Annotated in this window: 18 protein-coding genes; 4 read left to right on the forward strand and 14 right to left on the reverse strand. The window is 54.5% G+C overall.

The features are described from left to right. Position 1: 1 nt before the first annotated feature. On the reverse strand, positions 2–886 hold the full coding sequence (locus G491_RS0115260; RefSeq protein WP_028315228.1) for a cell division protein FtsX: 885 nt from the start codon (positions 884–886) through the stop codon (positions 2–4). A 2-nt stretch (positions 887–888) separates the two neighbouring features. Further along, a complete protein-coding gene (gene ftsE, locus G491_RS0115265; protein ID WP_028315229.1) occupies positions 889–1587 on the reverse strand; it encodes a cell division ATP-binding protein FtsE in 699 nt (232 codons plus the stop codon). Between the two features lie 255 nt (positions 1588–1842). Here ftsE and pyrE point away from each other — a divergent pair, with 255 nt between their 5' ends. The 3 genes from pyrE to fadR all read left to right on the forward strand — a co-directional run bounded on the left by pyrE (position 1843) and on the right by fadR (position 4162). Continuing rightward, positions 1843–2406 (forward strand): orotate phosphoribosyltransferase, encoded by a 564-nt coding sequence (gene pyrE, locus G491_RS0115270; protein WP_028315230.1) that lies wholly within the window; start codon positions 1843–1845, stop codon positions 2404–2406. Positions 2407–2426: 20 nt separating this feature from the next. Further along, positions 2427–3347, forward strand: coding sequence for a tRNA (adenosine(37)-N6)-dimethylallyltransferase MiaA (miaA, locus tag G491_RS0115275; protein WP_028315231.1), 921 nt, complete (start codon positions 2427–2429; stop codon positions 3345–3347). A 215-nt stretch (positions 3348–3562) separates the two neighbouring features. Beyond that, the gene (gene fadR / locus G491_RS0115280; protein WP_015949356.1) at positions 3563–4162 is read left to right on the forward strand and encodes a fatty acid metabolism transcriptional regulator FadR; all 600 of its coding nucleotides are present in this window, start codon (positions 3563–3565) and stop codon (positions 4160–4162) included. 185 nt (positions 4163–4347) lie between these two features. On the opposite strand, the gene G491_RS0115285 is transcribed toward fadR, so the two are convergent. From G491_RS0115285 to ffh, 11 genes are all read right to left on the reverse strand, one after another. Beyond that, on the reverse strand, positions 4348–6036 hold the full coding sequence (locus tag G491_RS0115285) for a long-chain-fatty-acid--CoA ligase (protein ID WP_028315232.1): 1689 nt from the start codon (positions 6034–6036) through the stop codon (positions 4348–4350). A gap of 21 nt (positions 6037–6057) precedes the next feature. Beyond that, complete coding sequence (gene rsmI / locus G491_RS0115290; RefSeq protein ID WP_345917598.1) at positions 6058–6873, reverse strand: 16S rRNA (cytidine(1402)-2'-O)-methyltransferase; 816 nt, start codon at positions 6871–6873, stop codon at positions 6058–6060. 25 nt (positions 6874–6898) lie between these two features. Further along, complete coding sequence (locus G491_RS0115295; protein WP_015949359.1) at positions 6899–7270, reverse strand: YraN family protein; 372 nt, start codon at positions 7268–7270, stop codon at positions 6899–6901. Next, positions 7267–7884, reverse strand: coding sequence for a ribonuclease HII (locus tag G491_RS0115300; RefSeq protein WP_035219063.1), 618 nt, complete (start codon positions 7882–7884; stop codon positions 7267–7269). Before G491_RS0115300 ends, G491_RS0115295 begins: the two co-directional genes overlap by 4 nt. Positions 7885–8024: 140 nt before the next feature. Continuing rightward, a complete protein-coding gene (rplS, locus tag G491_RS0115305) occupies positions 8025–8369 on the reverse strand; it encodes a 50S ribosomal protein L19 (protein WP_015949361.1) in 345 nt (114 codons plus the stop codon). Positions 8370–8449: 80 nt separating this feature from the next. Further along, entirely contained in the window at positions 8450–8989 is a 540-nt protein-coding gene (locus tag G491_RS0115310; protein ID WP_035219053.1) for an RNA methyltransferase, read from the reverse strand. Next, the gene (gene trmD / locus G491_RS0115315) at positions 8958–9746 is read right to left on the reverse strand and encodes a tRNA (guanosine(37)-N1)-methyltransferase TrmD (protein ID WP_015949363.1); all 789 of its coding nucleotides are present in this window, start codon (positions 9744–9746) and stop codon (positions 8958–8960) included. Before trmD ends, G491_RS0115310 begins: the two co-directional genes overlap by 32 nt. A 2-nt stretch (positions 9747–9748) precedes the next feature. Then, complete coding sequence (gene rimM / locus G491_RS0115320; RefSeq protein ID WP_028315236.1) at positions 9749–10258, reverse strand: ribosome maturation factor RimM; 510 nt, start codon at positions 10256–10258, stop codon at positions 9749–9751. Positions 10259–10263: 5 nt separating this feature from the next. Beyond that, positions 10264–10494: a KH domain-containing protein gene (locus G491_RS0115325; RefSeq protein ID WP_015949365.1), complete on the reverse strand. Its 231-nt coding sequence runs from the start codon at positions 10492–10494 to the stop codon at positions 10264–10266. Positions 10495–10610: 116 nt separating this feature from the next. Then, the gene (gene rpsP, locus G491_RS0115330; RefSeq protein ID WP_015949366.1) at positions 10611–10874 is read right to left on the reverse strand and encodes a 30S ribosomal protein S16; all 264 of its coding nucleotides are present in this window, start codon (positions 10872–10874) and stop codon (positions 10611–10613) included. A gap of 20 nt (positions 10875–10894) precedes the next feature. Then, the gene (ffh, locus tag G491_RS0115335) at positions 10895–12223 is read right to left on the reverse strand and encodes a signal recognition particle protein (RefSeq protein WP_015949367.1); all 1329 of its coding nucleotides are present in this window, start codon (positions 12221–12223) and stop codon (positions 10895–10897) included. Between the two features lie 240 nt (positions 12224–12463). Between ffh and rlmN the strand changes: the two genes are divergently transcribed. Next, positions 12464–13543 carry a dual-specificity RNA methyltransferase RlmN gene (gene rlmN, locus G491_RS0115340; protein WP_028315237.1) on the forward strand — a complete coding sequence of 360 codons (1080 nt, stop codon included), beginning with the start codon at positions 12464–12466 and terminating at the stop codon, positions 13541–13543. On the opposite strand, the gene G491_RS0115345 is transcribed toward rlmN, so the two are convergent. Beyond that, positions 13533–14528, reverse strand: coding sequence for a DUF814 domain-containing protein (locus tag G491_RS0115345; protein ID WP_028315238.1), 996 nt, complete (start codon positions 14526–14528; stop codon positions 13533–13535). The genes rlmN and G491_RS0115345 overlap by 11 nt on opposite strands. Positions 14529–14562 lie beyond the last annotated feature (34 nt).

The raw sequence follows: 14562 nt of genomic DNA on the forward strand, positions 1-14562 counted from the left end.
ATCAATCCTTAGTAAATTGGGCGAAGGAAAGATGGCATCCGGCGGCGCCGACGCCTACGGACAGAAGCAGCCCCAATATGCAGTATTTTATGGGGATGAATTGAAACTCAAACCTGCCTAACAATTCCTGAGCGGGGGCGCCCGCAACAATAATGAAAAAGACCAAAGCCAATAGGCCCAAGGCGGCCAGCCCGCCAAGCAGGCCTTGAATCATGCCTTGTATGTAAAAAGACGCACGAATAAACCCGTTGGTTGCGCCTACCAGTTCCATGATTTTTATTTCATCCCGCCTGTTGTACAAGACCAGCCTGATGGTGTTGGCTGTGATGGACAAGGCCGCGACCATCAGCAAAAAGCCTATGGCTATGGCCGCCGCGCGGGACAGTTCTGCGACCATAGAGAATTTCTCCAGCCAGGCCTGGCCGAAATTTACTTCGTCCACGCCCGCAATTTTTTTGATTGTCGCGGCGGTCATCTTCACGCCTTGCCATCCTCCTTCTCCTGGGGAGGCGACAACCTCAAACGCGTCGGGCAGGGGGTTGTCCGAAAGATCGTCCAGCAGGCCCGCCTGATTGTCCATGGACGTGCGCAGCCTTTCAAGGGCCTGGTCTTTGCTGACGAACTCCGCGGATTTCACCCGGTTGGTTTTTTCAATGGCCTGTTGAATGGGGCCCAACTCAGGCGCCGTCAATCCCGATTTGAGATAAACCATCATGCGCACATTGTCCTGCTGCGCGGTCATCAGCTGGGAGACGTTGATGAACACCAGGGCGAAAACCCCAGTAAGTAAAAAGATAAGCGTGATCGTGGAAATAGCCAGCCCATGGAGCACTTTGGCCCCCCTGATATCGTCTAACGCCTGCTTGAAATAGTACATAGGCTGCATGGTTATAACCCCAGATCCACTACGCGACCCTGCTTCAGGGTGACTATGCGGCGCCGCGTACTGTGCAGCAACGCCTCGTCATGGGTCGCCACCATCACAGTCGCCCCCCGGGCGTGAATGCCGAACAGCAGCTCCATAATGACTCTGGCGCTCTCTGCATCCAGGCTGCCGGTGGGTTCATCCGCCAGGACGATGTCCGGATCTCCGCAAATGGCCCGGGCCACCGCCACCCGTTGCTGCTCGCCGCCGGACAGGCTTTGGGGAAAGGCGCCCGCCTTGTGCTCCATATCCACGGTGCGGAGCAGGTAGCCGACTTTTCGCTTGATCTGCTTGGCGCTGGCGCCGGCCACTTCCATGACCAGGGCGATGTTGTCAAACACAGTGCGGGTGGGGATGAGCTTGTAATCCTGAAAGACCACGCCTATATTGCGCCTCAGGAAAGGCAGGCGTTTTTTGGGAAGCCGGGAGAGGTTCATGCCTTTGAGCAGAACCTGTCCCTCGGAAATCGTATCGGCCAGATATAAAAGTTTTAGCAAGGTGCTTTTTCCGGCCCCGCTGGGACCGGTAAGAAACAGAAACTCATTAGCCTCCACGTCCAGGCTCACGTCATCCAGGGCGAGTTGGGCGCCATACCGCTTGGTGACATGAAACATCCGAATGATGGCGTTTTTATTTTCCAGCTCCGGGTATTGGTTGTCCATACCTTATCAATGGTGGCCTTGCAATAATCAATACTGAGATTGTTCGGCCGGTTAGAATCATTCTGTGATTGACCCGGAAAAAGGGTCTTGATATGTTCAATCCAAGGTCCGGGGAGTGCCCTAGTCGGTTTTTCCCGGGTCAGGACCCCCACTGAATTCCCGATTAGAAAGGGCTTCTTCCAGTTCGGTGGGGGTTCAATTTATAGTATCTAATGCATTTAAAAGCAACCTTTTCTTTAAGAGGAAAACCCTTAAATGAAACAAGAACTTATTGATTTTCTTTGTAAAAAGTCCGTAAATTTTTCTGACGAGCCTTCTTTCAAACTGGTGTCCGGCCGGCTGAGCCGGTTTTACGTCAATTGCAAGCCCACCATTCTTCATCCCCGTGGAATGTACCTTGTGGGACATTTGGTCATGGAAGCCGTGAAAGAGGCCAAGTTGGACGGCATCGGAGGCCTGACTTTCGGAGCCGATCCCGTGGCCATGGCCGCCGCCTTCGCCTCGGAGCTTATGGGCTGCCCCATCAAGGCGTTTTCCATCCGCAAGGAACCCAAAGACCACGGCATTATCAAGTGGGTGGAAGGCGACATGCAGGAAGGGGAGCGCGTGGCCGTGGTGGACGACGTGGTGACTACCGGCGGCTCCACCATCAAGGCCATTGAGCGGGCCCGCTCCCAGGGCCTGGAAGTGGCCAAGGCCGTTATCCTGGTGGATCGTCAGGAAGGCGGACTGGAAAACGTGGCCAAACTGGTCCCGGACGCCAGCGCTATCGTGACCCGTGCGGAATTGCTCGAAGCCTGGAACAAACTCAATAAATAAGACGAGCCTGAAAGCCAGCCGTGCCTTCCAAAGATAAAATCGTGGTCATTGCAGGCCCGACCGGAGTGGGAAAAAGCGCCTCCACCCTTCCTCTCGCCAGGGAGTTTGGAGGCGAAATTATCAGCGCCGACGCCGTATCGGTATACCGATGCCTGGACATCGGCGCCGCCAAACCGGGAATGGAGGACCGCCGGCTGGTTCCCCACCACATGATCGACGTGGTGGATCCGGACGAGGATTTTGACGCTAACATCTTCGCCGCCCAGGCCCGGGCAATCGCCCAATCTCTCCATGAATCAGGCAAACGGGTCTTTGTGGACGGCGGGACCGGCTTTTACATTAAAGCCCTTCTTCACGGCCTGTTCACCCAAGGCCGGTCCGATCCCGAACTCAGGGAATCCCTAAGACGGGAAGCCGCTCAACTGGGCTCCCACGCCCTGCACGACCGCCTGAAGGAACTGGATCCCCCATCTGCTAAGCGCATTCACCCCAACGACGCTTATCGCATTACACGCGCCCTGGAAATCTGCATCCTGACGGGAAAGCCAGCCTCGGCCCAACAGGCCGCCCACGGTTTTGAAGAATCGCCCTACGACGTGCTTTTTTTCTGCCTGCACAGGGAGCGGGAAATCCTTTACCAGCGCACGGACCAACGGGTGGACCAAATGCTGGCCATGGGGCTGGAACAGGAGGTCCGGGGCCTGTTAAAAAACGGCTACGGCCCGGAATTGAAATCCATGCAATCCATCGGATACAGACACATGTGCCAATATATAACCGGGGCGCTGAATTACGAGGACGCCGTCACTCTCATGAAAAGGGACACCCGTCGCCTGGCCAAAAGGCAGATGACCTGGTTTAAGGCCTACCCGGAAATACGATGGATGGCGCCTGACGAGACGGAGGCAATGCGCCGGGAGATCTCTCTGTTTCTGGAATGAGGGTGTATTCAGATTTTATAAAATAACCGACCGTCATTTTTCAATATTTTCCTTTCGTGTAAATTATTCGATTTTAATCAAATCAAATTAAGTGGTTATGCCCGTTAAGCATGGATTAGAAATCTGTTAGCCTTTTTTTCTTGACAAGGAAAAACTCATCAGTTAAAAATGAATCCACCCTCAGTTGAGGGAATTTCTCTCGTGAGGTTGATACAGTGGAGCCCAAGCAAAAAAATGGCAAGCACGAACAGATTATGTCGGCAGCCATAAAAGTATTTGCAGAAAAAGGGTATTTTCAATCAACCATCGCGCAGATCGCCCGGGCTGCCGGGGTTGCTGACGGAACCATATATCTTTATTTCAAGAACAAGGAAGATATCATGGCGCAATTCGTCAACCAGCAGTCCAAGAAGTTCTTTGACACCTTTACGTCCATGTTCGAAGGCAAGCAAAGCGCCATTGAAAGGCTGAAGGCCTTAATCAGGCTTCACTTTCAGGTATCCCAGGAAGACCGGTATGTAGCCCTGGTCTACCAGGTGGAAATGCGGCGGAGCGACCGCCTTATGAAAGAGGACATAAAGGACGCCTTGAGGATGTACCACGATTTGGTGGGCCAGATCGTGGAGGAAGGCCAGCAAGAGGGCGCGATTCGGCACGACGTGCAGATTGGCCTGGTCAAGCGCATGATTTTCGCCACCGTGGATGAGGTGATCACATCATGGGTTATGGCCGGCGGAAAATACGATCTGGAGCCCTTGGCCGAGCCTCTGGCGAATTTATTATTGCAAGGCATCCAGGCAACGCCTACCGCGTGATGTTTAAACGCGGTGGACGGCGGGCCTGACGGGTTTGGCAGCTTTCTTCCCCCCCAGAAAGATTTCGCTGCCAAGCCCCTGGTTTCACGGTCCAGCCCATAGAAGTACAAACCGGCTGACGACCGTTCTATATAATAGCCCGCTCCGAACTTTGTTCGGGGCGGGCTTGTTGATTTTGGGGCGTTCTAACCTCTTTTCGCCATTTCTTCGGCGCGAAGGTCTTTGCGGAGGATTTTTCCTACATTGGTTTTGGGGAGTTCCGTGCGGAATTCGATTTCCACAGGCCATTTGTACTTGGCCAGCCTGTCCTTGACGAAGTCCAGCATTTCTTTTTCCGTGGCTTTCACGCCTTCTTTCAGCACGATGAAAACCTTGGCCGCTTCGCCCCTTGATGGGTGGGGGATGCCCACGGTGCAGACTTCCTGCACCTTGTCGTTCAGGTAATAAACCTCGTCAATGTCGCGAGGGTACACATTGTATCCGCCGGAAAGGATCATGTCCTTTTTGCGGTCTACAATGTAAAAATAGCCGTCATCATCCATTTTGGCGATGTCCCCGGTATACAGCCATCCGTCCCGGATGGTTTCTGCCGTATCGTCCATGCGGTTCCAGTAGCCCTTCATCACCTGGGGGCCGCGGATGATCAGCTCGCCGCTCTCGCCCTGGGGCAGTTCATTGTCTCCCGTTTCCAGATCCACGATTTTGGCGTCGGTGTTGGGGATTGGAATGCCGATGCTGCCGGGCTTGCGGGTTCCCCGAAGCGGGTTGATATGGGTCACCGGGCTGGATTCCGTCATGCCGAAGCCTTCCACGATGGTGGCGCCGGTGATTTTTTCGAATTCCTTGATCACTTCCACGGGCAAGGGGGCGCTGCCCGAAAAGCACGCCGAGATGCTGGTCAGGTCCGTGGTTTTGATCCTGGGGTCGGACAGCATGCCGATGTACATGGTGGGCACCAAAGGCGCAAAGGTCGGCTTGAACTTGCTGATGGCGTCCAGCAGCGGCTCCGCCTGGGGCTTGGGCACCAGAACATTGGTCCAGCCCTGGCAGGCGGCCATGTTCATGGACGTGGTCAGGCCGAAAACATGGAAAAAGGGCAGGGCGCCCAGCATGACTTCCTTGCCGCGGTCAAAGCCGTTAAACCAGGCTCTTACCTGCTGGAACTGGCGGCTCAGGTTGCCGTGGGTCAGCATAACGCCTTTGGAAACGCCCGTGGTCCCGCCGGTGTATTGGAACATGGCCAGGTCATCCAAGTCCAAATCAGCTTGGACGGATGCGGGGGACGACCCGGAAATCAATTCCTTCCACTTGTAAACGTCCGAAGCCTGCTTGACGTCTGCTGCCAGGCCTTTTTTCTTTCCGATTAAAGGGAACAAAAGATTTTTCGGGAAGGGCAGGTAATCGCCCATGGACGTGTATACAATCTGGCGGACGCGCGTCATGGGCCGAAGGTCGATCATGCGGTTGGCCAAAAGGTCCAGGGTGATGAGGGCCTTGGCCCCGGAGTCGTTGAACTGGTGCGACAACTCCCGGTCGGAATACAGGGGGTTGTTCATGACCACCACGCCGCCGATTTTCAGGATAGCGTAATAAGCCGCCACGCAAGGGATGGAGTTGGGCAGCAAAATGGCGACGGCGTCCCCTTTTTCAATGCCAAACCCGCTCAAGGCCGAGGCGAAGCGATCCACCATGTCCTTGAGTCCGGCGAAACTAAGTTTGTACCCCTGAAAAACCAGAGCCGCGTTGTTGGGAAAGTCGCTAAAAGACTGGCCCAGATAATCCAGAATGGTCCGGTTCTCAAATTTGAGTTCCGGAACCACTTCAGGCTCGTAGTGTTTAGTCCAAGGCTTTGGACTGTCATTATTTAAAGGCATTGCGTTCTCCTTGGTTCGTAGTTATTCTGCATCTTTTGCAGCCAATACCATGGCATACACTTTTTTTTTCTCAATTCCAAATTGTTTCGCTAGTTTCGCCGAAAGTTTAGAGGCTGAAAGCTCGCCCTTGGCGACTTCCGCTTTAATTACGTTTTCCAAGGAGCCAAAGTCCGGAGTTTGGTCTTCAGACCCGCCCACGATCAACGTGCACTCGCCTTTAACTCCTTCTCGGGAGTTCAATTCCTTTGCTATCTCGGAAAGGGCGCCGCGCAAAAATTCTTCGTGGATTTTAGTGATTTCCCTGGCGAGAACCGCCTTCCTGTCCCCCAAAACCTCCGTCATTCCCTCTATGACTTTCAAAACCCTCTTGGGAGACTCATAAAAAATCAGAGTGGCCTGGACGTCTTTAACGCTTTCCAGCGCTTCCCTTAGCTTCCCCTTCTTTTTGGGCAAAAATCCGCAGAACATAAACCGGTCCGTAGGCAGGCCGGCCCCGCATAAACCGGCGATGGCCGCGCAGGCTCCGGGAATGGGAACCGCCTCCAGGCCTTGTTCCACCGCCATGGATACCAACCGGAATCCCGGGTCGGAAACCAGCGGGGCGCCGCCGTCCGAGACCAAAGCCACATTTTGACCCTGCTGCATTTGGTCAATCAAGCCTTTGGCGGCCTCCTGCTCGTTGTGCTCGTGGCAGGCGACCAGTTTTTTTTTGATATTGTAATGGTTCAGCAGCTTGAGCGTTTGGCGCGTATCCTCCGCAGCAATAATGTCCACTTCCCCAAGGGTTCTGATGGCCCTGTAGGTGATATCCTCCAGGTTGCCTATAGGAGTGGACACAATATACAGCTTTCCGGAATTCAAGTCATGGGTATGCGAGTTCAAAGGCATTTTGAATTATCTCTATTTTGGGATCTTCTCCGTCAGATAAAATTGACACCACATCAAACCGAGCCGGTTGGTCAAGTTTTCGATTTTTTTTCAAATACTCCAGGGCGACCATGGAAATTTTGCGCTGCTTTTTGGGCGTGACGGCGCTTTTGGGATGGCCGAAAGCTGTGCTGGTCCGGGTTTTGACCTCCACAAAAGCCAATACCTTTTTGTGCCTGGCAATGATGTCGATTTCGCCTAAGGCGCAACGGTAATTGGTTTCCAGAATTTTGTAGCCTTGCTTTTTCAGGAATCGGGCCGCCAGTTCTTCCCCCCGGCTGCCGCGGGCTTTATGGTCGGACTTCATGAGGCTTCCAAAGGCGAATCGCCCACGCCTCGAAAGGAAAATCGGTGGATGGAGCAGGGGCCGTTAAGGGAGATTGCCTCTCGATGCGCCTTGGTGCCGTAGCCCTTATGCTTGGCAAAGCCGAAAGCAGGAAACTCCTGGTCATAGCGTTCCATGAGTCTGTCCCGCGTAACTTTAGCGACAATAGATGCCGCGGCAATGGAAATAGAAAGGGAATCCCCATGTTTTATAGGGGTTTGCGGCAAAAAACTCTTGATGCTGAAAGGCCCGTCAATGAGCAGATAGTCCGGCGCGGGCTCCAGATTTTCCACGCTGACCAGCATGCTGAGCAGAGAGGCCTGGAGAATATTAATCCGGTCTATCTCAACCGGATCGATGATGCCAATTCCTATGCCGATGGCCTGTTCATAAATGCTTTCGAACAAGGCGTCGCGCTTTTTGGGAGTCAGTTTTTTGGAGTCGTCCACCCCGGGTAGGTCGGCGTTGCCCGGCAACACCACTGCGGCGGAAACCACCGGGCCGGCCAAAGGCCCACGTCCGGCTTCGTCCACTCCGGCAATGCGAGTGTAGCCTTTCTTGTGAGCCTCGTTTTCAAAAGACCAAGGGTCTTTCATGGCGTCCCGATCCAGGAGATTAAAAGTAGCTAACCAAAAAAACGCCCGATGGGGCATGCCTGCGCGCGATTTCTCCCAAACAAAGACTCGCCCGGGCCGGCGGCGGAATTCCAGCCGGCCCTTCGGCGACCTGCATAAAACTAGAAGCGCTTTTCTTTGATTCTGGCAGCTTTGCCGCGAAGTTTGCGCAGGTAGTACAGCTTGGCCCTGCGGACCTTGCCGCGGCTGACCACTTCAATGTGGTCGATGCTGGGAGAATGGGCATGGAAAACCCTTTCTACGCCCACGCCGTAAGACACTTTGCGCACGGTGAAGGTGGCGTTGGTGGTGCCGCTTTTCTTGGCGATGACCACGCCTTTGAACGCCTGGAGGCGCTCTTTGGTGCCTTCGATGATTCTAACGTGCACGTTGACAGTGTCGCCCGCCTCAAATTGGGGCAGGTCGTAACGCATTTGCTCTTGTTCGATCTGTTTGATTACATCCATTGGTTGTCGTGCTCCTGATAGCCGTATAATATCCTCAGGGTTTTGGCCCGAGGTAAAGGGTTATCACTCTGGTTTAGGGCTTATCGGCCCAATAGTCTGTCCAATATGATGGAAGCGGCCGATCTCACGGATAAGTGATTATAGTCCGTGGGGCCTACAATGGGATCCAGGACGATATCCGCCGCTTCTATAAACTCTTTTGTCATGCCCCAAGCGGTTCCGAAAACCAGAATAAAGGGCTTGCCCAACTCCATCCGGCTGCGAAAATCCGCATAACCCATGCTCCGGGCTTGAGGTCTGGCGTCTGTTACCACGATTTCAGGCCTTTCGCCAGTCTCTTGTTCAATCTCCCGGGCCGCATCCTCCAGCGAGTCCGCAATGCGGATCAGCGATAGAGCCTGCTGGCGTTTGGGGTTGTACTCGCTGCCGGCCCCGGTCACCCAGTGCCCAATTATTTTTTGGGCGAGGGATTTTTGGTCTTCCAGGGGCGTTACCACATAAAAACGGCTCACTCCAAAAGTTCTGGAGGCCCTGGCTATGTCGTGCAGGTCCAGGTTGGTCACCGCTGAGTGGATAACCTGCCCGTTTTTATCGGTTACGGGATAATGCATCAGGGCCATGTAAACCCTGGGTCCTGATGATGTCGGCAATTTGCCTGCCCCAATTCTCCAAAATGGTTATTTCTTCCTTGGAGAACTCCCGGCCTTCCAGCAGGTCGGGCCGATTGGCCAGGGTGTACAACAAGCTGGCCCTGGTTCTCCATTGGTCTATCTTGCCATGGTCTCCGGAAAGGAGAATTTCCGGCGTTTCCATGCCTTCGAACACCGGAGGCCGCGTAAAATGCGAATGCTCCAAAAGCTGATTGGAAAAAGACTCCTGCTCCGCAGAACTTTCGTTTCCCAAGGCTCCTGGAATCAGCCTTATTATCGCGTCCATGACCACCATGGCTGCGGTTTCCCCGCCTGACAGGATATAATCCCCTATGGAGATCTCCTCGTCTATCAGGGTGGCTGCTATGCGTTCGTCAATGCCTTCATAGCGCCCGCAAACCATAATTATGTCTTTTCCCCCGGCCAGCCTGGCCGCCGTTTCCTGATCAAACAGCCTGCCCCGCGGTCCGAGGAAAACCACCCTGGCGTCCGTATGGACTTCCTTGGCGGCCCTTATGGCTTTGGCGAGAGGTTCGGGCTTAAGCACCATGCCGTTGCCCCCGCCGTAAGGCCTGTCGTCCGTCGTGGAATGCCGGCCTTCGGCAAAGTCCCTGATGTTAAGGGCCTCTATATCCACAAGACCCTGCTCCACCGCTCGTCGAACGATGCCATGCCCGGCGAAAGCCGGAAACATGAGGGGAAACAGGGTGAGTACAACAAAATTCACAATTACAACCCTTCGGGCAGGTCCACGGTCATGACGCCCGCCTCCAGGTCTATGGACAAAATCACCCACGGAAGCGCCGGCGCCAGGATTTCCTTTTCGCCGTCCTTGATCACATAGACGTCATTGGCGCCCGTTTCAATGATGGCGTCCAGAACGCCAAGCCTGGAGCCGTCCGGGGCCGCCACTTCCATGCCGATCAGGTCGAACCAGTAATACTCGTCCGGTTCCAGTTCCGGCAGGGCGTCCCTGTGCACCAGGATCATTCTGCCCTTTAAGGCCTCAGCGCCGCTTCGGTCCGATACTCCCTGGAGTTCGGCCAGCAGCTTCCCCTTATGGGGGCGGGAGGATTCCAGAATAAATTCCTGAAGGTTCTCTCCCGGGCCTTTTAGAAGTATTTTTCCGCCTTTGGCGAAGATGTCCGGGTTCTCGGCGAATGAGCGCAATAATACTGCGCCTCGGATGCCATGCACTCCGGCCACTTGTCCTACTTCAACGAAATCCTTGGAAGTCATCGGCCCTATTCAATAATTTCCAGCACGGAGCGTTTTTTGACCTTGGCGGACGCTGCGCTTAAAATCGTGCGCATTGCCCGGGCCGTTCGTCCCTGCTTTCCAATGACTTTCCCAAGGTCCTCTTTGGCCACCTTGAGCTCAATTACAGATGTCTGTTCCCCCTCCACCTCCGAAACTTCTACCTTCTCAGGATAGTCAACGAGAGCTTCAGCTACGTACTTGATCAGTTCTTTCATCGCTCAATCTCCTTATGGGGCCCATGGCCGCGGAGACCAACCCATTTTCCGCGGAAGAATCAGAGTCAGATACAAGTGCGAACATTAGACATCGTGCTGCAAAACCCGGAGCTTAATTAAGCTTCCTGGGGGGCTTCGGAAAAAAAACCCTGGTTCTTCAAGATGTTGCGCACCGTATGGGTGGGCAGGGCGCCGCTTTCCATCCAATGCTTAATGCGTTCGTCCTTCAGGTCGATTTGTGCGGGCTCCGCCACGGGATTGTAAGTTCCCACGATTTCGATGAACCTGCCGTCGCGGGGGCTTTCGCTGTCCGTCACAACGATGCGGTAAAAAGGACGTTTTTTGGCGCCGTGCCTTGCCAAACGAATTTTAACTGCCATTTCTGTTATCTCTCCTTAAGTTATAAGCCGAGCATGCGGCCCATTTTTTTCATGCCGCCTTTGTTTATTTTTTTCATCATCTTCATGACCTGAGTGTAGTTTTTCAATAGCTGGTTGACATCGGTCACCGTGGCGCCGCTGCCTTTGGCTATACGCTTTCTCCGGCTGCCGTTGATGATGGTGTGGTTTCTTCTTTCTTCAAGGGTCATGGAGTTGATGATAGCCTCTATCTTGATCATCTCCTTATCGCTGCCCTTGAGCTGCTTCAAATGCTTGCTTTTGCCCATCCCGGGAATCATGGACATAATGTCTTCCAAGGATCCCATTTTACGGACCTGAACCATCTGGTCCTTGAAATCCTCCAGGGTGAACTGGCTTTTCCGGAGCTTTTTCTCCAGTTCGGCCGCTTTTTTCACGTCCACGGCGTCCTGGGCTTTTTCGATGAGGGTCATAACGTCCCCCATGCCCAGGATGCGGCTGGCCATCCTGTTGGGATGGAAAGCCTCAAAGGCGTTGGACTTTTCTCCGGTCCCTATGAACTTAATAGGCTTGCCCGTAATGGACCGGATGGACAATGCCGCGCCGCCCCTGGCGTCGCCGTCCATTTTGGTCAGGATTACGCCGCCCACGTCCATGGCGTCGTTAAACGCCTTGGCCATGTTCACCGCGTCCTGCCCGGTCATGGCGTCCGCCACCAGCAGGATGTCCGAAGGGGGCGTTGTTGCCTTGATGCGCCCAAGCTCCGCCATCAACTCATCGTCTATATGCAGGCGGCCAGCGGTATCCAGAATCATGGTGTCGCAGCCTTCCTGCGCGCACTTGATCCTGGCGAGTTCCGCAATTTTTTCCGGCTTGGAGTCCGTGTCCGAAGGATAAACCGGAATGGACAACTCTTTGCCGATTTTCGTCAACTGCTCAATGGCGGCCGGGCGATAAACGTCCGCCGGGACCAAATAGGGCTTACGCCCCTGTCCCCTGAGATACACGGCCAGCTTGCCGGCTGTGGTGGTCTTACCCGAACCCTGCAAGCCCACAAGCATGATGCTTGCCGGATGCCCGCCGCCCAGGTTGATCTCCTCGTTGGCGCCGCCCATGAGGTTCGTCAATTCTTCGTTGACGATCTTCACCACCTGCTGGCCTGGCGTGAGGCTTTCCAACACCTCCTGACCCACGGCCCGTTCTTTGATGGCGGCGATAAGGGTTTTAACGACCTTATAATGAACGTCCGCCTCCAGGAGGGCCAGTCTCACTTCCTTCAGGCCGTCCTGGATATTTTTTTCGCTCAGTTTTCCTTGGCCTTTCAGCTTTTTGAATACTGAGCCTAATCTATCGCTTAGACTTTCAAACATCCCTTTTTCCTTCTCCCAAAACAAGGAGTGGGCGCTCCTATCCGGAGGTCACCCAAAGAAAACGTTGAAAATAATCTCATAAAGGTGATATGTCAAGCCAAAACAACGATTTGGGAAAAAGGATGTCTTTTCCTCCTAACCAGTCGTTTTTATATTAAAACCTTTATCTGCAGCGGGTCACGCCGCCTCCAAGGGGGGGGGCGAAACTCCCAACCTGCAGAGTTAGAAGAAAACTATAACATGGAAAATTCTTCAGATCAAACTGATATTATATCCTGCACCCATGAAGAGCTGGTCCGGTGGCTGGCCGATCATAAGCTCAAGCCGTACCGGGCCTTCCAGATTCTTCAATGGGTTTATCAACGGCAGGCCGATTCCTTTGACGTCATGACCAATCTGGCCAAAAGGCATCGCCAGCTCCTGTCCGACCATTTTACCATCGGGCGTTTGAAAATCCTGCAGACCCAGGATTCCTCCGACGGATCGCGCAAGTTTCTTTTCCAGTGCGCGGACGGGGCCAGCATCGAAACCGTGCTTATCCCGGAAAAGGGGCATCACACCCTGTGCGTGTCCACTCAGGTGGGGTGCGCCATGGGCTGCAAGTTCTGCTGCACGGCGTCCATGGGCCTGACCCGCAGCCTGCAGGCCAACGAAATCATTTCCCAGATTCGGGACGTGCAGGCGACCATGGAGGACCCGGAGCATTTGCGCAACCTGGTCTTCATGGGCATGGGCGAACCCCTGGCCAATTGGGATAACGTCAAACAGGCCATGGATATCATCACGGATAATGACTGGGGCCTGCGCTTCTCCGGCAGGAGGGTGACCATTTCCACCGTGGGCCTGGTCCCCAAAATGGCCGCCGTGGGCAAGGACACCCGGGTGAAGCTGGCGGTGTCTTTGAACGCGCCGGACAACGAAATCCGGGACCAAATTATGCCCGTGAACAAGAAATACCCCATCGAGGAGCTGCTTCAGGCCTGCAAGGATTTTCCCCTGCGGCCGGGCAGGCGGGTGACTTTCGAGTACGTGCTGCTAAAAGGCGTCAACGACTCTCCGGCGCACGCCAGAAAGCTGGGCAAGCTCCTGGCGCACCAGCCCTGCAAGATCAACCTGATTCCGTACAATCCCCACGAAAACAGCCCTTTTGAAAGGCCGGACCCCGAAGCGGTGGACGCCTTTTATAAGGTGCTTATGGACAAGAATTACACCGTGATTGTGCGGCACAGCAAAGGCCTGGACATCAAGGCCGCCTGCGGACAATTGAAGGCGGCCAACCAGGCCAAAAAAGACGCATGCGCGCCGAAAACTACAGAATAGAGTTGTAGAAGATCTCCTTTTCCGGAACCTCCACCTGGATAACCTGTTTGGAGCCCCCGGCCAGGATGGATACCCCGGCAGTCTCACCCTCTTTGGCCTTGCTGTACGCCCCGCAAAGCTGGGCGGCGAGACGCACGGCCTGCTCGTCGGCGCCGTGGGGAAGGATTACGCTGGGGCCGGGAATGCCCGCCATCTTGATGATGATGTCCTCATCCTCCTTGATATGGGCGTTTATCTGCTCGTTGTCCGAACGGTTTCTGCCCACAATCGCCTTTACGGTCTCGGAAAGGCGAAAATGCCTTCCGTACTTCAAAAACTCAAAATCCCTTGCAGCGTAGGATTTCTGATAGGCGAACAAATCCCGCAGCCGGTCCGAAAAACCCTTGTCCGTGAGCAGACAGCCTCCGGCCGGAGCGGGATACTCTTTGATCCCGTATTTCTCCGCCAGGGCCATCTGAGGCTTGCGGCTTCTGCCGTTTAAGTCCAGAAGCTGCTCCCTGTCTATCAGCCCCTGGTTCTCCAGGATGGTGGGAGTCAGTTTTTTTGCGGACAAAGGCCTGAGGATGTATCCGGGCGCGCCGGAGTGCTTGTTTACATAGTTGAGCGCGTTTTGCGTCTGGCTTTTGGGCCGCTGCCCCAGCACTTCGCCCGAAAACAAGAAGTCGGCGCCAATTTCCTGCATTACCTGATGGGCCAGGCGGAACATGAGTGCATGGCAGTCCATGCAGGGGTTCATGTTTTTTCCGTAGCCTGCAGGAGGATTCAGCAGCATTTCCAGGTAATCGTCAAGAATGTATCTGGTTATCAGGGGGATGCCCGTATCCGCGGACGCCTTCCGGGCGTTGTCCGCTGAAAAGAAAGGGGTTTCAAAGCTGATCCAAGACACCTCAATCCCCTGTTCCTTAAGAACAAGGGCGGAAAGAATGCTGTCCAGGCCTCCGGAACTGAGGCCCAGGGCTGAAAGTTTTTTTGCGGGTTCTCCCATTCACATCTCCGGTTGCGCATGCAAGGCTTGACCC

Origin of the sequence: Desulfatibacillum aliphaticivorans DSM 15576 (assembly GCF_000429905.1) — a bacterium.
GTDB lineage: Bacteria > Desulfobacterota > Desulfobacteria > Desulfobacterales > Desulfatibacillaceae > Desulfatibacillum > Desulfatibacillum aliphaticivorans.